Source organism: Croceicoccus sp., assembly GCF_983967925.1.
In genome coordinates this window covers 22,037-39,910 of the sequence record NZ_CFETID010000014.1, presented here as the reverse complement: position 1 = coordinate 39,910, position 17,874 = coordinate 22,037, and the positions used below count along the sequence as shown (strand labels likewise).

Genomic DNA, 17,874 nt, shown 5'->3' with positions numbered 1-17,874 from the left:
TTGCAAGCCATCGCCCATGCCAAGATCAACCTGGCCCTGCATGTGCGGGGCAGGCGGGCCGACGGCTATCACGATATCGAGACGATCTTCGCCTTCGTCGATGCGGGCGATGTGTTGTCGGTCAGGACCGGACAGGCCGAGGACCGCCTGCAGGTCGTGGGCGAGTTCGCCGATGCGCTGGGCGGATCGCCGGTGGGCGACAACATATTGATGCAGGCGCTGAACGCCTTTCCGCGCCCCGGTGCGGATGGGCCTGATGGATGGCACGTCACGCTGGAAAAGAACCTGCCCGTCGCCGCCGGGCTGGGCGGGGGCAGCGCCGATGCGGGCGCGCTGATCCGCATGATCTGCGACACCTATGGCTGGCCCGACGATTGGCAGGAACGCGCCGCGCGGCTGGGCGCGGACGTGCCTGCCTGCGTGATCAGCCGGACCGCACGCGGCACCGGCACCGGCACCGACCTCGACGTGATCGACAGCGAGCTGACCGGCATGGCGGTTCTGCTGGTCAATCCGCGCAAACCGCTGGCGACCGGCCCGGTGTTCAAGGCGTGGAACGGGCTGGATCAGGGCCCGCTGGCCGAGGGCAGCCTGCGCGAGATCGTGCCCAAGGCGCGCAACGATCTGGAAGACGGCGCGCGCGCGCTGGTCCCTGCCATCGGGCAGATCGTCGGCGCATTGAAGGCCACCCATCCGTGGCTGGCGCGCATGTCGGGTTCGGGCGCAAGCTGCTTTGCGCTGTACGAAAGCGGCGAGGCGCGCGATGCCGCCGCGGCGGAAATCGCCACCCGCCATCCCGGCTGGTGGCAGATGAGCGGGACGCTTTTATGATCGAGGAAACCGAAAGCTGGCGCCGCATCGGCACGCCCGTCCATGGCGGCATCGTGCTGGTGTCCGACCACGCATCGAACCGCGTGCCCGAAGGCATCGAACTGGGCATCACGCAGGCGCAGCTGGACGATCACATCGGCTGGGACATCGGCGTCGGCGCGGTCGCCGACCGCATGGCCCGCCGCCACGGCATCGCCGCACATCTCGGCAATGTCAGCCGCCTCGTCGTCGACCTCCACCGCGAGGAGGACCATCCAAGGCTGATCCCCGAGGAAAGCGACGGCGTCCTGATCCCCGGCAATATCGGCGCCGACCGCGAGGGGCGGCTGAAGCGGTTCTACCACCCCTATCACGACGCGATGGAGCAATGGCTGGAGGACGCGGCGCCCAGCCTGATCCTCTCGCTTCACAGCTTTACCCCCGCCATGGCCAGCGATCCCGGCAAGGAGCGTCCGTGGCATGTCGGCCTGCTGTATAACGAACAGGGCGAGGCGGCGGCGCATGCGATGCGGCTGTTCCGCGAATACGGGCTGACCGTGGGCGACAACGAGCCCTATTCGGGCAAGCAGCTCAATGCCACGATGAACCGCCACGGCGAGGCGCATGACCGCCCCTATCTCGCGATCGAGGTGCGCAACGACCTGATCCGCACCGAACGCGAACAGGCGCGCTGGGCCGACATCATCGCCGATGTCGCGAAACGCACCGACGAGCTGCTGAAGCTGTAGTCCAATCGCAGGATTGGGGCGGGACAATATTTCTTGCTTCGGTTACAGTGGCGCCTGCGCTAGAGGCGCCGCTGAACGCGCGGTCCGCGCAACAAAACACCACCGGAGTCCCGATAATGCCTGCCTATCGTTCACGCACCACCACCCACGGCCGCAACATGGCGGGCGCGCGCGGGCTGTGGCGCGCCACCGGCATGAAGGACGAGGATTTCGGCAAGCCGATCATCGCGATCAGCAACAGCTTCACCCAGTTCGTGCCGGGCCACGTGCATCTGAAGGACCTGGGCCAGCTGGTCGCGCGCGAGATCGAGGCGGCGGGCGGCGTCGCCAAGGAATTCAACACCATCGCGGTCGATGACGGTATCGCGATGGGCCATGACGGCATGCTCTATTCGCTGCCCAGCCGCGACATCATCGCCGACAGCGTCGAATATATGGTCAACGCGCATTGCGCCGACGCCATCGTCTGCATCTCGAACTGCGACAAGATCACGCCGGGCATGTTGATGGCCTCGATGCGCCTCAACATCCCGGTCGTGTTCGTCAGCGGCGGACCGATGGAAGCGGGCAAGGTCGTGCTGAAAGGCAAGGAGCATGCGCTCGACCTGGTCGATGCGATGGTCGCCGCCGCTGACGAGAGCTATACCGACGAGGAAGTGACCGCGATCGAGCGCAGCGCCTGCCCGACCTGCGGATCGTGCAGCGGCATGTTCACCGCCAATTCGATGAACTGCCTGACCGAGGCGCTGGGCCTGTCGCTGCCCGGCAATGGATCGATGCTGGCCACCCACGCCGACCGCGAGGCGCTGTTCCGCGAGGCGGGGCGCCTGATCGTCGATTTGTGCAAGCGCTACTACGAACAGGACGACGAGAGCGCGCTGCCGCGCAATATCGCGACCCATGCCGCGTTCGAGAATGCGATGAGCCTGGACATCGCGATGGGCGGGTCGACCAATACGGTGCTGCACCTGCTGGCCGCCGCGCATGAAGCCAAGGTCGATTTCACCATGGAGGACATCGACCGCCTGTCGCGCCATGTCCCCTGCCTCTCCAAGGTCGCCCCCGCAAAGGCCGACGTGCACATGGAGGACGTCCACCGCGCGGGCGGCATCATGGCGATCCTTGGCGAGCTCGACCGCGCGGGCCTGATCAACGGCGATTGCCCCACCGTGCACAGCCGTTCGATGAGCGAGGCGATCGCGCGCTGGGACATCACGCAGACCAATTCCGACAGCGTGCGCAATTTCTATGCCGCGGCCCCCGGCGGCGTGCCGACGCAGACCGCCTTCAGCCAGAACCGCCGCTGGGAATCGCTCGACACCGACCGCGACAATGGCGTGATCCGCAATGCCGAGAACGCCTTTTCACAGGATGGCGGGCTGGCGGTATTGTTCGGCAATATCGCGCGCGACGGCTGCATCGTGAAGACCGCGGGCGTCGATGAAAGCATCCTGAAATTCACCGGCCCCGCGCGCGTCTATGAAAGCCAGGAAGCCGCCGTCGTCGGCATCCTGGGCGACGAGGTCAAGGCGGGCGAAGTCGTGGTGATCCGCTATGAAGGACCGCGCGGCGGGCCGGGGATGCAGGAAATGCTCTACCCGACCAGCTATCTGAAATCCAAAGGTCTGGGCGCGGCCTGCGCTTTGGTCACCGACGGGCGCTTTTCGGGCGGCACGAGCGGCCTCTCCATCGGCCATGCCTCGCCCGAAGCGGCGGAGGGCGGCGCGATCGGGCTGGTCGAGACGGGCGACACCATCGCCATCGACATTCCCGGCCGCACGATCGACCTGATGATCAGCGACGCCGAAATGGCCCGCCGCCGCGCCGACATGGAAGCCAAGGGCGAGGACGCGTGGAGGCCCGTTCACCCGCGCCCGCGCAAGGTGTCCGACGCGCTGCGCGCCTATGCCGCGATGACCACGAGTGCTTCACGCGGGGCGGTGCGCGACGTCGACCAGCTCTATCGCCGCTGAAGAGGCTGCGGCGATGCATCACCAGCCGCACCCGATCGCGCCCGATCAGGTGCTGATCGCCGCGCAGATGCGTGATGCGGAACAGAGGCTGATGGATGCGGGCACCGATGTTCACACGTTGATGCAGCGGGCCGGGCGCGGCGCGGCGGAATGGGTCTGGCGCATCGCCAGCGGCGCGCCCGTCACCGTGCTGTGCGGCCCCGGCAATAATGGCGGCGACGGCTATGTGATCGCCGAAACCCTGCGCGAACGCGGTTTTCCGGTTCAGCTGATCGCCGCGCTGCCGCCCGCCACCGATGCGGCGAAACGCGCGGCCTCGCTCTATTCCGGCCCGGTCGTCGATGCCGCCGAGGCAAGGGGAACGGTGCTGGTCGATTGCCTGTTCGGCAGCGGCCTCAACCGCGAAGTGACCGGCGTGCTGCGCGACATGCTGCACGGATTATCGGCGCGGCATGCGCGCCGCATCGCCATCGACCTGCCCAGCGGCGTCGCGACCGACAGCGGCGAACTGCTGATCGACGAATTGCCGCAATACGACCTGTGCATCACGCTGGGGGCGTGGAAGCCTGCGCATTTCCTGATGCCCGCCATGGCGCATTGGCGGCAGGCGCGGCTGGTGGACATCGGCTGCGACACTGAACCGGGCGGCGCGCGGCTGATCGGCAAGCCCACGATCTCGGCACCCGCGGCAGACGCGCATAAATACCGGCGCGGGCTGGTCGCCGTCGTGGCCGGCCCGATGGCGGGCGCGGCGCTGATGGCTGCGCGCTCGGCGGCGCTGGGCGGGGCGGGCTATGTCAAATTGCTGGCGCAGGAACCGCTGTATAATGCGCCCGCCGATCTGGTCGTGCTGCGCGCGCCGGGCAACATGCCGCTGCCCGATGCCCTGTCGGACGAACGTATCGCCGCCGTCTTGTGCGGCCCCGGCCTTGGCCGCGATCATCAGGCGCGCGAACGCATGGAGGCGGCGCTGGCCAGCGGCCACCCGCTGGTGCTTGATGCCGATGCGCCGACCCTGCTGCGGCCTGCCGACCGCGCGGACCGCAGCGCACCGCTGGTGCTTACCCCGCATGAGGGCGAGATGGCGGCGCTGGAGAAATCCTTCGGCCTGTCGGGCAAGGGCACCAAACCCTGCCGCGCGCTCTGCCTTGCGCAGGCCGCCGGGGCCATCGTGATCGCCAAGGGCGCCGACACGCTGGTCGCGTCGCCCGGCGGCGCGCTGGCCTATGCGCCGCCGTCGCCCAGCTGGCTGTCGGTCGCGGGCACGGGCGATGTGCTGGCGGGACTCACCGCCTCGCGCCTTGCGGTCACGGGCGATGCATTCCGCGCCGCGACAGAGGCCGTGTGGCTGCATGCAGATGCCGCGCGACGCACCGGTGCCGATTTCACTGCCGCGATGCTGGCGGAATCGGTGCGCGATGCTATGTGCGCCGCCCTATGAGTATTGTTACACGCATCGCCGCCAAGGGCGATGGCCAGACGCAGGACGGGCGCTTTGTCGCGCTGACCGCCCCCGGCGACGATGTCGCGCCCGACGGCACCATCACGCCCGGCCCGCATCACGCACAGCCGCCCTGCCGACATTTCCCCCAATGCGGCGGCTGCCAGCTGCAGCAGTTGGACGAGGAAAGCTGGCGCGATTTCGTCACCAGCCGCGTCGCCAACGCCGCCGAGGGGCAGGGGCTGACACCCGAAACGCTGGAGCCCGCCGAACTCTCCCCGCCGCGCAGCCGCCGCCGCGCCACGCTGCATGCCGAGGCGCGCGGAAAATCGGCGCGCATCGGTTTCCGCGAGGAACGCTCGCACACTATCGTCGACATGCAGCAGTGCGAGGTGCTGGCGCCCGAAATCTTCGCGCTGGTCGCGCCGCTGCGCCGCCTGATCGCGGGCTTCGGCCGCAAGCGCCTGTCCGCCGACATCCAGCTGACGCTCTGCGATCAGGGGGTCGACTGCAACATCACCGGCTACACGCCCGAGGGGCTGGCCGAGACCGAGGCGCTGATTGCCTTCGCGCAGCAGAACGGTCTCGCGCGGCTGACGCTGAACGACGGCTATGGCCCCGAAACCCATTGGGAGCCGGAGCCTGCGACCGTCACCCTGTCGGGCGTGCCGGTGGCGCTGCCTCCGGGAAGCTTCCTGCAACCCACGCGAGAGGGCGAGGCCGCGCTGGTCGGTGCCGCGAGCGAATGGCTGGCGGGCGCGAAACATGCCGCAGACCTGTTCTCCGGCCTCGGCACCTTCGCCTTCGCCCTCTCAGCAGGCGGCGCGAAAGTGCTGGCTGCCGAAGCCGCGCGCGACGCGCATCTGGCATGCAAGTCGGCGGCGGGCATCGCGCAGAGGCAGGTCTTTGCCATGCACCGCGACCTGTTCCGCAATCCGTTGCAGGCCGACGAACTCGGCCGCTTCGACGCGGTGCTGCTCGACCCGCCGCGCGCCGGGGCGAAGGAGCAGGTGGCCTATCTGGCCCAGAGCGCGGTACCGCGCATCTGCTATATCAGCTGTAATCCGTCGAGCTGGGCCAAGGACGCCGCCGCGCTGGTGGCGGGCGGATACCGCCTCGTCAAACTGCGCCCGGTGGGCCAGTTCCGCTGGTCGACCCACGTGGAACTCGCCAGCCTGTTCGTGCGGGGTTGATTGGCGCGATCAGCCCAGCACCGACAGGAACGCGCGGATCGCCAGCACCACCAGCGCCAGGCTCGACACGACGAAAAGCGATGCTCGCACCGACACCACGTTGACGCGCGCCTGCCAGACCGAGTGGACCACGCGCACCGCGACATAGAACCATGCCAGCCCCACGTCGTACCCGCTCGCCCCGCCCAGCGACAGGATGACGCAGGCTGCGTAGAAGATCGTCGGCTGCTCCATCAGGTGGTTGTAGTTTTGCGCCACCCAGTCCTTCGCCTCGGGCGCGACGCGGGCGATGTCGCCGCCGATCGCGCCGGGCGGCATCTTGGCGACATTGATGCCGTGCTGGCGGAACAAGCCCATCCGGTGGACCAGCATCCAGCAGAACATCACCACCGTCCACACCACCAATGCGGCGGCGGGCACCAATATCGTCGTGTCGGCCATGATCATTCCCCCGTTTCCCCACCCGCCGGACAGTGCCGCCGAGCGCCTGTGCTGTCAAAAGCTTTGATTTCACCCCCTTTGCCGCGCTGCTGTCGCTTGCGTGTCACCAATGCGGGTCTATATCGGCGCACTGATGGATTTATGGCCCCGCCATGCTGCGGGGCGCGCTTTAAGGAGATGCATTGTGGGCAAGGTTCTGGTGATCGGCGCGGGCGGGGTCGGCTCGGTCGCGGTGCACAAGATGGCCATGAATGCGGACATCTTCAGCGAAATCGTGCTGGCCAGCCGCACCGTGTCCAAATGCGATGCGATCGCCGCCAGCGTGAAGCAGCGCACCGGCGTGACCGTGCCCACCCACGCGATCGACGCCGACGATGTCGCCGCGACCACCGCGCTGATCAACGAAGTGAAGCCCGACCTCGTTGTGAATCTGGCGCTGCCCTATCAGGATTTGTCGATCATGGACGCCTGCCTCAACGCGGGCGTGCATTACATGGATACGGCCAACTACGAGCCCAAGGACGTCGCGAAGTTCGAATATCACTGGCAATGGGCCTATCAGGACAAGTTCAAGAATGCGGGCCTGATGGCGCTTCTGGGCAGCGGCTTCGACCCCGGCGTGACCAGCGTGTTCGCGATGTGGCTCAAGAAGCATAAATTGAAGACCATCCGCCTGCTCGACATCCTCGACTGCAACGGCGGCGATCACGGTCAGGCGTTCGCGACCAATTTCAACCCCGAGATCAACATCCGCGAAGTGACCGCCCCCGCCCGTCACTGGGAGAATGGCGAGTTCGTCGAGACCCCCGCGATGGGCGTCAAGCAGACCTTCGATTTCGAACAGGTCGGCGAGAAGACGATGTACATGATGTACCACGAGGAGCTGGAAAGCCTCGCCCGCTTCGTGCCCGAGATGGAGCGTGCGCGCTTCTGGATGACCTTTGGCGAAGAGTACATCAAGCACCTCACCGTGCTGCAGAACGTGGGCATGACCCGCATCGACCCGGTGATGTACGAGGGGCGTGAGATCATTCCGCTGCAGTTCCTCAAGGCCGTGCTGCCCGAACCGTCCAGCCTGGGCGAGACGACCAAGGGCAAGACCAATATCGGCGACATCGCGACGGGCGAAGCGCTAAACGGATCGGGCGAAAAGACGTTCTACATCAAGAACATCTGCGACCATGAAAAGGCGTATGAGGAAACCGGCAACCAGGCCGTCAGCTATACCACCGGCGTCCCGGCGATGATCGGCGCAGCCATGATCTTGACCGGCAAGTGGAAGGGTGAGGGCGTGTTCAACATGGAGCAGTTCGATCCCGATCCCTTCATGGAGATGTTGAACGAACACGGCCTGCCCTGGACGGTCGAGGAACTCGACGGACCGTTGCCGTTCTGATCATGCCAGAGGAGAGGACGACCGACACGCACCCGACCCTCTTCGTCCATGGCGCGCTGGGCGATGCGCGCACATGGGGGCCGGTGCTCGACGCGCTGCCCTTCGATGTCGATGCGCGGGCGATCACGCTTTCCTATTTCGGCACCGCCGCGTGGACCGGCGACGGCAGCGATTTCGGCGGCGAGCGCCACGCGCGCGACATGGAGCAGTTCATCGACGCGACCATGGATGCCCCCGTGGTCGTCGTCGCCTGGTCCTATAGCTGCCAACCCGCCTTGCTGCTGGCGATGCGCCGCCCCGATCTGGTGGCGGCGCTGATCCTGTACGAACCGGTGATCGGCAGCTTTATCGAGGATGACGATCGGCGCGGGCGGTTCGGCGCCGATGCCGCCGCCTGCTTCGGCCCCGTCGCCGAAGTGCTGGCCGAGCAGGGCGAGGAAGCCGCCGCGCACCGCCTGTTCGACAATGTCGGCCATCCCGGCTTTATCGCCGATCTGCCCGAAGACCGCCGCCGCATCGCCCTGTCCAACGCCCGCACGGTCCCGCTGCTGATGGGCAAGGGCGCGCCGCCGATCAGGATCGCGGCGGACGAGATTCGCGCGCTGGACCTGCCCGTGATCGCCGCGATGGGCACGGAGACCCGCCCTGCCTTTGCCATATCGGCCCGTGCGCTGGCCGATATCGCGCCGCGGGGGCGGCTTGAAGTGGTCGAAGGCGCGGGCCATCTTCTGCCTGAGAGCGATCCGGTGCGCTTTGCGGCTCTGGTCAGCGAATGGCTTGCGTATCAGCCCGGCGATGCGCGCTGAAAATGGCAGGAGCGGGAATGAAGGCAGGAAGGGCCGCGTGGTTGCGGGCAGGGGCGCTGGCCGGCGCGCTGGCAGGCGCATTGGCATTGGCCGCATGTCAGGGCGATCCGCCGGCTGACAGCGCCCCTGCCGCCGTGCCCGACATGCCGCGCGATGTCGCCTCGGCCATGCCGCAGCCCGATGCCGCCGCGTGTCAGGCGCAGGGCGGCATGCTGGACCGCAGGGGCAGGGCGCAGACGCTGATGTGCGTGCATCCCTATCCCGACGCGGGCCAGCAATGCACCGACAACCAGCAATGCACCGGCAAATGCGTGACCGCGCCCGACGACGGCCCCGACGGGCAGATCGTGGGCACCTGTCAGGCCGACGACGCGCTGTTCGGCTGCTATGCCGAGGTGGTCGACGGCAAGGCGGTGCGCGCGATCTGCGTGGACTGACGCAAAGGAGCAGCACTCATGACCGATTTCAGACCGCAGGGTTATCCCGCGATCTCGCCCTATGCGGTTCTGGACGACCCCGAGGCCTCGCTGTCCTTTGTCGAGCAGGCGTTCGGCGGTACGCGCCTGACGGTCATGCAGGACGATGACGGCCGCATCCGCCATGCCGCGATCCGCATCGGCGAAACCGTGCTGATGATGGGCCAGTCCAGCGCCGAATGGCCCGCGACCGACCTGCATCTTCACTTCTACATGCCCGATGTCGACGATATCTGGCGCCGCGCGCTTTCGCTGGGCGCGACCCGCGTGCAGGAACCGATGCGGCGCGGTGACGACTATCGCGGCGGCTTTCGCGATCCGGGCGGCATTACATGGTGGATCGCCTGCATGGGCGCGCCCGATACGAAGGACATAGACTGATGGAAACCCGCGCCGGCGATCCCGGAGCCTTTGCCGATTTCGACCTCAACCTCGTCGACAGCCCCGCCTTCGTGGTCGATGCCGCCAAGCTGCGGCAGAACCTGCGCGTTCTGGCCGATATTCGCGACCGTTCGGGCTGCAAGGTGCTGTCCGCATTGAAAGCCTTTTCGATGTGGTCGGTCGCGCCGATGATCGGCGAATATCTCGACGGCGTGTGCACCTCGGGCCTGTGGGAAGCGATGCTGGCTGGCGAGCATTACGACGGCGAGATCGCGACCTTCTGCGCGGCCTACAAGGACGAGGACATGGAGGAGATCTGCCGCCTGTCCGACCATGTCATCTTCAACACGCCGATGCAGCGCGAACGCTTTGCCGATATTGTTCAGGCCGCGCGCAACCGGGGTGAGACCTTCGACATCGGCCTGCGCGTCAACCCGCTCCATGCCGAGGGCGAGGTGCCCCGCTATGACCCCTGCGCCCCGCATTCGCGGCTGGGCTTCCCGGTCGACCAGCTGACCGAGGAGCATGTCGAGGGGCTCGACGGTCTCCATTTCCACACCCTGTGCGAACAGGATCTGGGGCCGCTGAAGCGCACCTGGGAAGCGCTGCTGCCGCATATCGAATATGTGATTCCCGACCTCAAATGGCTGAACTTCGGCGGCGGGCACCACATCACGCGGAGCGATTATCAGCGCGACGAGCTGGTGCAGTTCCTGATCGACGTGCGCGACATGACCGGCTGCAAGATCTATCTCGAGCCGGGCGAGGCGGTGGCGCTGGACGCGGGCATTCTGGTGGGCACGCTGCTCGACACGCATTACAACGGCATGCCTCTGGGCATCACCGACATCTCGGCCACCTGCCACATGCCGGACGTGCTCGAGGCGCCCTATCGCCCCGCCATGCTGCACGAGCGCGAGGATGTCGAACCGATCCGTCTTGGCGGGCCATCCTGCCTCGCGGGCGACGTGATCGGCGACTACGGCCTTCCGGGCGAGGCGAAGGTGGGCACGCGCTTCGCCTTCCTCGATCAGGCGCATTACTCGATGGTCAAGACCACGACCTTCAACGGCGTGCCGCTGCCCTCGATCTGGCTGTGGGATTCGGACAGCGGCCTGCTCGAAAAGGTGAAAAGCTTCGGATACCGCGATTTCCGCGACCGGCTGAGCTGACCGCCGCCTGCCCTGGCCATGAGCGCCGCGTCCCCGGACATGCCGGGGAGCGGGCCACCAAGGCCCGCGAGCGCACATCCCCCGACGGCACCCCGCAGCGTGGGAATGACCATAGCGGCCCGGCCCAGACGCTGAACCTGCACCATGGTGCAGCGGGCATGCGCTTCAGCGAAACTCGTTCATGGTTTCGGCAAGCCGCGCCAGCGTGCCGAACTGCTCGATCGTGCGCGCGACCATCTGTTCGTCCCTGTCGGCATCCATCTGCCCGCTTTCGAACATGTTGCCGGTGCGGACCGCGATGACCATGTCGCCGCGCTCGTGCCGCCCGTCGAACAGGGCGCAGATGTCCTTGCCGGCAAAGCTCCTCTCGATGTCGATCAGACGCTCGACGTATGAGGGGTGGATCAGATAGCGCGCCTCGACCGGATCGGTCGTCCACGCATCGAAGGCATCCTCGAAATCGGGATGCACGATCTCGACCGGTTCGAAGCGTTCGCCGTCCAGCTTCACCGAATCCTTGCGCCCGCCGAAAAAGCCGCGGTGCACCCCCTCGCGCAGCAGCAGCGTGCGCGAATGGATGCCCCGGCCATATTGCATGGTGATGATCGCGCCCTGGAACACCGTGACCCAGCGCCGGTTCTTCCCGCTGCCGCGCCGTTCCTCCAGCTTCGCTTCGTGCAGTTCGAAATGATGCCCGGCGATCTCGCCCGACCAGTGATCCTCAAATTTCGCGCGGTCGTGGCGCGGCAGCATGCCCAGCGCCTTGGCGCGGCGGAAACCCGTGCCGGGCAGGCTGTCGATGGTAAAGCGTAGTCCCAGCGATTCGGCGATGGCCTTGTTTATCCCGCTCTTGACCGACTTGCGCGCCTCGTTGACCGGTCCGCGCGTCCACGCCCATGCCAGCATGGCGACCACACCGGTGACTGCCAGCTTGGCCTGCAGCGGCACCGGCAGGGCAAGCCAAGCGACAAGCACGATCGGCCCAAGCACCAGCACCGACGTCCAGATGCGCTTTTGCGCCACCGCCTGCGCTTCGCTGCGCATCGCCTTCTGCTCTCGCAGCCAGCCGCCAAGCGGGCCGGCCATCAGGCTTTGTGTCTGCGGCAATTCGATCATCGTCCACTCCGACGCGTTGGCGCGGGCTGTCGCCCGTCGCTCTTTCCATCAAGCCACGCGGTGCTAGGCTGCGCAGCAAGACGGCGAATCGCAAGGGGAAATGCGGGCGATGACGGGCTGGATTATCGTTTTGGTCGTGCTGGTGGTGATCGCCGTGCTGGTGATCGGCATCTATAACCGCCTCGTTTCGCTGCGCCAGAGGGTGCGGCAGGGCGTGGCCGACATCGACGCGCAATTGCGGCAAAGGCACGATCTGGTGCCCAATCTCGTCAACACGGTAAAGGGCTATGCCGCCCACGAATCGGAGACGCTCGAGGCTGTGATCGCCGCGCGCAACCGCGCCGCGTCGGGAAGACCAAGCTCGGGGAACGAGGAACAGCTCGCCGTCGCGCTCGACCGCCTGCTGGCACTGGGAGAGGCCTATCCCGAATTGAAGGCCAGCGCCAATTTCCAGGAATTGCAGCGCGAACTTTCCGAAATTGAGGACAAGATCGCCGCCGCCCGCCGCGCGCTGAACGCCGCGGTGTCGCGCTATAACACCGGGATTGAGAGCTTTCCCGCGGTGATCTTCGCCGGGGCGCTCGGCTTTCGCCATGCCGATTTCCACCGGCTGGACGATTCGGAAGTGGGCACGGTGGATCAGGTTCCGAACGTGCAATTCTGATCCGCGGGCACGCGTTTCAGCACGGCCCGCCGAACACAGAATCCGCCCTGCCGCGCTTTCGGTAGCGGCGCGGAAACCGCGAAATTACCTTGCGTTTTCGTCCATGGCGCTTATATGCGCCCGCTCCGCTGCCCCATGGGGACTTCCAAACCGCAAGGCAGCTCTTGTCGAATGTCTACCTCTGGGGGTCCCTTGAATTGTCCATTTTCCCTGACGCCGCTGCTGTAGTCCGCGCCCTTTCGCCGGACGAACCGGTTATCCTCAACCGCCCGCATGCTGCGCGGCGGGCCGCGGAGTTCTTCGTCCGGAAGTTCCCCGGCAAGGTGCTCTACGCGGTCAAGGCCAATCCCTCGCCCGATCTGCTGCAGATCCTGCACGACGGCGGCGTGACGCATTACGACGTCGCCTCGATCGCCGAGGTGCGGCTTGTGCGCAGCACTCTGGGCCGCGACGTGACGCTGTGCTTCATGCACCCGGTCAAGACCGAGCGCGCGATTGCCGAGGCCTATTTCGAGCATGGCTGCAAGACCTTCAGCCTCGACAGCCATGACGAGTTGGACAAGATCGTGCGCGCCACCACCCGCGACGGTGTGGAGGCAAAGGACCTGCGCCTGTGCGTGCGCCTGCGCGTGTCGTCCGAATATTCCGAGCTTTCGCTCGCCGCCAAGTTCGGCGTCGACCTGACCGATGCCGCGGGCCTGCTGCAGGCCGTGCGTCAAAAGGCCGACTGGCTGGGCGTGTGCTTCCACGTCGGTTCGCAGGCCATGACCCCCTTCGCCTATGTGCAGGGGCTTGAGCGTGTGCGCGCCGCGATTGCCGAGGCCAGCGTCGTGATCGACATGATCGACGTGGGCGGCGGTTTCCCCTCGGTCTATCCGGGGATGGAGCCTCCGCCGCTGGAGGATTATTTCTCGGTCATCCACCGCCATTTCTACGAACTGCCCATCGCCTACAACGCCGAGCTGTGGTGCGAGCCGGGCCGTGCGCTGTGCGCGGAATACAACTCGATGATCGTGCGCGTCGAAAAGCGGCGCGAGAACGAGCTGTTCATCAACGACGGTGCCTATGGCGCCTTGTTCGATGCCGCCCACATCGGCTGGCGCTTCCCGGTCCGCCGCGTGGCCGGTCCCGAGAATGACGCCGAGACGGCCGATTTCGCGTTCTATGGCCCGACGTGCGACGACGCCGATTACATGGAAGGCCCGTTCCCGCTGCCTGCCGACATGCGCGCGGGCGACTATATCGAGGTCGGGATGCTGGGCGCCTATGGCGCGGCGATGCGCACCGCGTTCAACGGTTTCGGCGACGGCCCGGTGGAAGCCGTGTCGGACGAGCCGATGAGCAGCCTCTATCGCGGCGATCGCGCCGATCCGCGCGTTTCGGATAACGTTATTTCGCTGCGCTAGGCCGGGTTATTTCCCTGCGCTAGGCGGGGCGATCTCGCTGCGCCAGGCCGGGTCATCTCGCTGCGCTGAACGCCGCGACGCACCATAATCGCCGGAATCAGAGAGGCCCTGCAAGCGCGCTTGCGGGGCCTTTCGCCATGCGGCCATCGCGCGGGCAAGCCGGTTAATTCGGAAACATCGTGCCGTTCGCCCGTTGCAAGAGGGCCGGAAACAGAAAGCGCCGCCCCGCCAGCCGCCCGTCAGGGGCCTCGATTGGCCATGGGCCGCGGCGCGCAACAGAAGGAACCCTATTTCATGAAAAAGCTCATCCTGCTCGCCACTGCGCCCGCCCTTTTCGCGGTCACCGCCTGCGGCCCCGACTCTGCGGTCGAGGAACGGGGCGACGCGCTGGAAGAACGCGCTGATGCCGTCGAGGACTACGGCGACGATCAGGCCTCCGCGCTTGAGGAAATGGCCGACGAGGCACCGACCGACGCGCAGGAAGACGCGCTCAACGCCCGCGCCGAGGAGATCGACGACATCGGCGACGACCGCGCCGACGCGCTGAACGAAGTCGCCGACGAAATGGAGTGACGACACGCAGGCCGCGGAGCGCAAGGTTCCGCGGCCTCTTTTTCGGTTCCGGGCAGCGTACTTGCCGCTCTCCCGGCCATCCGAACGGCCATATCCCGCGTCCCCTAGGGTAAATCCCGATTATCCCGCACCTCGGCAGCGTTATACTTGTCTGCCTGCTGCCGGTGAGGAGGGTCGACCATGGGCTGGCTCAATCGCAAGAAAACGATTTTCGCATCCTTGGGCGTCTTCGCCGCCTGTTTCGCGGGACAGGCTGAGGCCACCGAAAACGGTGCCTCGCTGTATCTGCTGGGCTCGGGCGGACCGGGAACCGCGGTCATGGCCCCGTTCGAGGGCGTCTATCTCGACAAGCTGATCTGGATCTACGACGGCAACGCCTCGGCAGAGCGCGAATTCCCTGTGAACGGAAACATCGCGGTCGGCCTCGACATGACGGTCGTCGCGGAATTTCCCACCATACTGGTCGTGCCCTCGACCAATGTGCTGGGCGGCACGTTGGCGTTGGGCGTCACGGTTCCCGTCGGAGCCCCCATCGTCGATGTCGACGCGCTGCTGACCGGGCCGGGGGGCAACACAAGGGCGGCATCGGTCCATGACAGCGCGCTCACCACCGGAGATCCGGTCGCGGTGGTCATGATGGGCTGGAAATCGGGCGATCTGAATTTCCAGCTGTCCTCGATCATCAACACGCCCATCGGCCATTACCGCGAAGGACAGCTCGCCAATCTCTCGCTGCACCGTTGGGCCGTCGACGGATCCGCCGCCGTCAGCTGGCACGACGCTGAGGCGGGCTGGGACGTCAGCGCCAAGGCGGGCTATACGTGGAACGGCCGCAACGATTTTACCGATTACGACAGCGGCGACGAGATCCATGTCGAGGGCGCGATCGAACACAGCTTCTCCCCCGCCTTTTCGCTGGGCGCACAAGTCGGCTGGGCCAAGCAGGTCAGCGACGACGAAGGCCCGCTGGGCCCGTTTCGCGGCGAAGTGCTGGCCGTGGGCGCGACCGCCTCCACGACCGTCATGATGGCCGGAAAGCCCGGCACGTTCCGCGGGCGTTACATGCACGAGGTGGACGTGACCAACCGGCCCAAGGGCTCGACCTTCTGGATCGACTTTTCCTATCCGCTGGCGATGAAGATACCCGGTTGAAGACGATGCCGGCTTAACACGCCGCGCTAACCCCCTGTTAGCCAGCGCCGCGCTATGCGGCAGCGGATGACTTCATCCGCTGCCTCGCCCTCCGCCCGCCTGTGGATTCCCGCCCTGCTGTGCCTTGGCGCATTGGTGCCCGCGATCCTGATCCCGACCTTCGGCTTCCTGATATCGCTGGGCTTCATGGCGGCGGTGCTGGCGCTGTACAGGCCTTCGCGCGCCGCGACACTGGCGCTGGTCTGGAAATCGCGGGCGAAATCGATGCTGCTGGGCATCCTCGTCGGCGGCGCGCTGGCCGTCGCCATTGCCGAGCTGGTCCGCCCGCTTGTCGAAAGCCTTCTGGGCAAAGGCGTCGATACCGGCGCGCTGGCGGCGGTGGCGGGCAACTGGCCGGTTTTCCTCGTCACGCTGGTCATCGCGCTTGCCAGCGCGGCGGCAGAGGAACTGCTCTACCGCGGTTTCGTGATCGGCTGGGGCGCGAAGATATTCGGGCGCGGCGCGGTTCCGCTGCTGGTGCTGATCTCCGCCGCCGCCTTCGGCGCCTCGCACAGCTATGGCCCGTCGGGCGCGGTGGTGACGGGGCTGATCGGGCTGGCGCTGGGCGTGATGTACCAGCTGTGCGGGCGGCGGCTGCTGCCCTGCGTGGCCGCGCATATGACATTCAACCTGATCGGCTCTGTTGCCCTGTTCCTAGGCTAACGCCTTTGCTAACGCCCATCGACCAAGGATGGGAGAACACCGACGATGAGCCTGCCCGAATGGCTGACAAGCCGCCTGCAATTGCCCGCGATTTCTGCGCCGATGTTCATCGTGTCGCAGCCCGATCTGGTGATGGCGCAATGCCGCAGCGGCATCGTCGGCTCGTTCCCCTCGCTCAACGCACGCGGCGACGGCGTGTTCGAACAATGGCTGCAACGGCTGAACGCCGAGCTGACCGACAATGACGCGCCCTTCGCGGTGAACCTGATCGTCCATCGCAGCAATGCGCGGCTGCAGGAGGATCTGGAACTCTGCGTCAAATACAAGGTGCCGCTCGTGATCTGCTCGCTCGGCGCGCGTGAGGAAGTGAACGACGCGATCCATTCCTATGGCGGGATGGTGCTGCACGACGTGATCAACGACAAGTTCGCGCGCAAGGCGGTGGAAAAGGGCGCGGACGGCGTGGTCGCGGTGGCGGCGGGCGCGGGCGGCCATGCGGGCACGATCTCGCCCTTTGCGCTGGTGTCGGAAATCCGCGAATGGTTCGACGGGCCGCTGGCTTTGTCGGGCTCTATCGCGAACGGGCAGTCGATCCTCGCCGCGCAGGCGATGGGCGCCGACGTCGGCTATATCGGCAGCGCCTTCATCGCGACCGAGGAAGCCGTGGCGGTCCCCGAATACAAGCAGATGATCGTCGACAGCCGGTCGGAGGACATCGTCTATTCCAACCTCTTCACCGGCGTCCACGGCAATTATCTGCGCGGCTCGATCGAGCGGGCTGGCATGGACCCCGACAAGCTGCCCGAATCGGACCCCAGCGCGATGAATTTCGGCGGCAGCAAGGCGTGGAAGGACATCTGGGGCAGCGGCCAAGGCGTCGGCTCTGTCGACGCGGTGGTGCCGGCGGCGGATCTGATCGCGCGCTTCAAACAGGAATATGCGGCGGCAAAGGCGCGGTTGGGACAAAGCTAAGTCCGCAAGCATTCCTGCAACTGACGCATGGTTGCCGCGGAAAACCCCGTGCCGGAGCAAGGCGGAGCGGAAGGTAGGCCATCGGCCGAACAGTCGTTCTGGGCGGAATTACGTCGCGGTTATCCCACCAGCCGATACCACTGACGCATTGGTCGACGTGCTCCGCCGAAAGGGCGGTGACGACCGCCAATCGAACTGGATGACGGATTTGCGTGGCCGAATGATAATAGAATAGCCCCACCAGCGCACAGGCCAGCAGGAAATTGAAGCGCGCCAGCATCGCCTGACATTGGCACGAAGCGGGGAACCGGACAATCAATGTATCGGGCGCGACATCGCAAGACCGTCACCGGACGCCGAAGGCGACACCGGCAAGCGCGAATGCGCGCCCGAGCTTATGCGAGGAAGCCAAGCGGGCCGGATGGCCCGCGCCCGGCGTCTGAGGGCCTAA

The 17,874-nt window shown here is 66.3% G+C and carries 18 protein-coding genes; 16 read left to right on the top strand and 2 right to left on the bottom strand.

The annotated features are described in order from the left end of the window. From AC4FIJ_RS09575 to AC4FIJ_RS09555, 5 genes are all read left to right on the top strand, one after another. Entirely contained in the window at positions 1-831 is an 831-nt protein-coding gene (locus AC4FIJ_RS09575; RefSeq protein ID WP_490336494.1) for a 4-(cytidine 5'-diphospho)-2-C-methyl-D-erythritol kinase, read from the top strand. Next, positions 828-1,559, top strand: a complete 732-nt coding sequence (locus tag AC4FIJ_RS09570) for an N-formylglutamate amidohydrolase (RefSeq protein WP_490336493.1) — start codon at positions 828-830, stop codon at positions 1,557-1,559. Before AC4FIJ_RS09575 ends, AC4FIJ_RS09570 begins: the two co-directional genes overlap by 4 nt. A 116-nt stretch (positions 1,560-1,675) precedes the next feature. After that, positions 1,676-3,532, top strand: a complete 1,857-nt coding sequence (gene ilvD / locus AC4FIJ_RS09565) for a dihydroxy-acid dehydratase (RefSeq protein ID WP_490336492.1) — start codon at positions 1,676-1,678, stop codon at positions 3,530-3,532. 13 nt (positions 3,533-3,545) lie between these two features. Further along, complete coding sequence (locus tag AC4FIJ_RS09560; protein ID WP_490336491.1) at positions 3,546-4,973, top strand: NAD(P)H-hydrate dehydratase; 1,428 nt, start codon at positions 3,546-3,548, stop codon at positions 4,971-4,973. Beyond that, positions 4,970-6,166, top strand: coding sequence for a class I SAM-dependent RNA methyltransferase (locus AC4FIJ_RS09555; protein WP_490336490.1), 1,197 nt, complete (start codon positions 4,970-4,972; stop codon positions 6,164-6,166). The genes AC4FIJ_RS09560 and AC4FIJ_RS09555 overlap by 4 nt, the downstream gene beginning before the upstream one ends. A 9-nt stretch (positions 6,167-6,175) precedes the next feature. Here AC4FIJ_RS09555 and AC4FIJ_RS09550 read toward each other — a convergent pair whose 3' ends face one another. Next, a complete protein-coding gene (locus AC4FIJ_RS09550) occupies positions 6,176-6,607 on the bottom strand; it encodes an MAPEG family protein (RefSeq protein ID WP_490336489.1) in 432 nt (143 codons plus the stop codon). Between the two features lie 184 nt (positions 6,608-6,791). Here AC4FIJ_RS09550 and AC4FIJ_RS09545 point away from each other — a divergent pair, with 184 nt between their 5' ends. Genes AC4FIJ_RS09545 through AC4FIJ_RS09525 form a run of 5 tightly spaced genes read left to right on the top strand, consistent with a single transcriptional unit; the run spans position 6,792 to position 10,838 of the window. Further along, positions 6,792-8,003, top strand: a complete 1,212-nt coding sequence (locus AC4FIJ_RS09545) for a saccharopine dehydrogenase family protein (RefSeq protein ID WP_490336488.1) — start codon at positions 6,792-6,794, stop codon at positions 8,001-8,003. 2 nt (positions 8,004-8,005) lie between these two features. After that, entirely contained in the window at positions 8,006-8,809 is an 804-nt protein-coding gene (locus tag AC4FIJ_RS09540; protein WP_490336487.1) for an alpha/beta fold hydrolase, read from the top strand. 17 nt (positions 8,810-8,826) lie between these two features. Continuing rightward, complete coding sequence (locus tag AC4FIJ_RS09535) at positions 8,827-9,246, top strand: hypothetical protein (RefSeq protein WP_490336486.1); 420 nt, start codon at positions 8,827-8,829, stop codon at positions 9,244-9,246. A gap of 18 nt (positions 9,247-9,264) precedes the next feature. Beyond that, positions 9,265-9,666 (top strand): VOC family protein, encoded by a 402-nt coding sequence (locus tag AC4FIJ_RS09530; RefSeq protein ID WP_490336485.1) that lies wholly within the window; start codon positions 9,265-9,267, stop codon positions 9,664-9,666. Beyond that, the gene (locus tag AC4FIJ_RS09525; RefSeq protein WP_490336484.1) at positions 9,666-10,838 is read left to right on the top strand and encodes a carboxynorspermidine decarboxylase; all 1,173 of its coding nucleotides are present in this window, start codon (positions 9,666-9,668) and stop codon (positions 10,836-10,838) included. Before AC4FIJ_RS09530 ends, AC4FIJ_RS09525 begins: the two co-directional genes overlap by 1 nt. A gap of 165 nt (positions 10,839-11,003) precedes the next feature. Here the strand turns inward: AC4FIJ_RS09525 and AC4FIJ_RS09520 are convergent, their stop codons facing one another. Continuing rightward, the gene (locus AC4FIJ_RS09520; protein ID WP_490336483.1) at positions 11,004-11,954 is read right to left on the bottom strand and encodes a DUF3137 domain-containing protein; all 951 of its coding nucleotides are present in this window, start codon (positions 11,952-11,954) and stop codon (positions 11,004-11,006) included. A gap of 109 nt (positions 11,955-12,063) precedes the next feature. Between AC4FIJ_RS09520 and AC4FIJ_RS09515 the strand changes: the two genes are divergently transcribed. The 6 genes from AC4FIJ_RS09515 to AC4FIJ_RS09490 all read left to right on the top strand — a co-directional run bounded on the left by AC4FIJ_RS09515 (position 12,064) and on the right by AC4FIJ_RS09490 (position 17,423). After that, positions 12,064-12,618 carry a LemA family protein gene (locus AC4FIJ_RS09515; RefSeq protein WP_490336482.1) on the top strand — a complete coding sequence of 185 codons (555 nt, stop codon included), beginning with the start codon at positions 12,064-12,066 and terminating at the stop codon, positions 12,616-12,618. Between the two features lie 197 nt (positions 12,619-12,815). Next, positions 12,816-14,024: a type III PLP-dependent enzyme gene (locus AC4FIJ_RS09510; RefSeq protein WP_490336481.1), complete on the top strand. Its 1,209-nt coding sequence runs from the start codon at positions 12,816-12,818 to the stop codon at positions 14,022-14,024. Between the two features lie 294 nt (positions 14,025-14,318). Beyond that, on the top strand, positions 14,319-14,597 hold the full coding sequence (locus AC4FIJ_RS09505; RefSeq protein WP_490336480.1) for a hypothetical protein: 279 nt from the start codon (positions 14,319-14,321) through the stop codon (positions 14,595-14,597). A 180-nt stretch (positions 14,598-14,777) separates the two neighbouring features. Continuing rightward, positions 14,778-15,749: a SphA family protein gene (locus AC4FIJ_RS09500; RefSeq protein WP_490336479.1), complete on the top strand. Its 972-nt coding sequence runs from the start codon at positions 14,778-14,780 to the stop codon at positions 15,747-15,749. Positions 15,750-15,815: 66 nt separating this feature from the next. Further along, a complete protein-coding gene (locus tag AC4FIJ_RS09495) occupies positions 15,816-16,451 on the top strand; it encodes a CPBP family glutamic-type intramembrane protease (protein WP_490336478.1) in 636 nt (211 codons plus the stop codon). 45 nt (positions 16,452-16,496) lie between these two features. Continuing rightward, positions 16,497-17,423: an NAD(P)H-dependent flavin oxidoreductase gene (locus tag AC4FIJ_RS09490; protein ID WP_490336477.1), complete on the top strand. Its 927-nt coding sequence runs from the start codon at positions 16,497-16,499 to the stop codon at positions 17,421-17,423. The last annotated feature ends 451 nt before the right edge of the window (positions 17,424-17,874 follow it).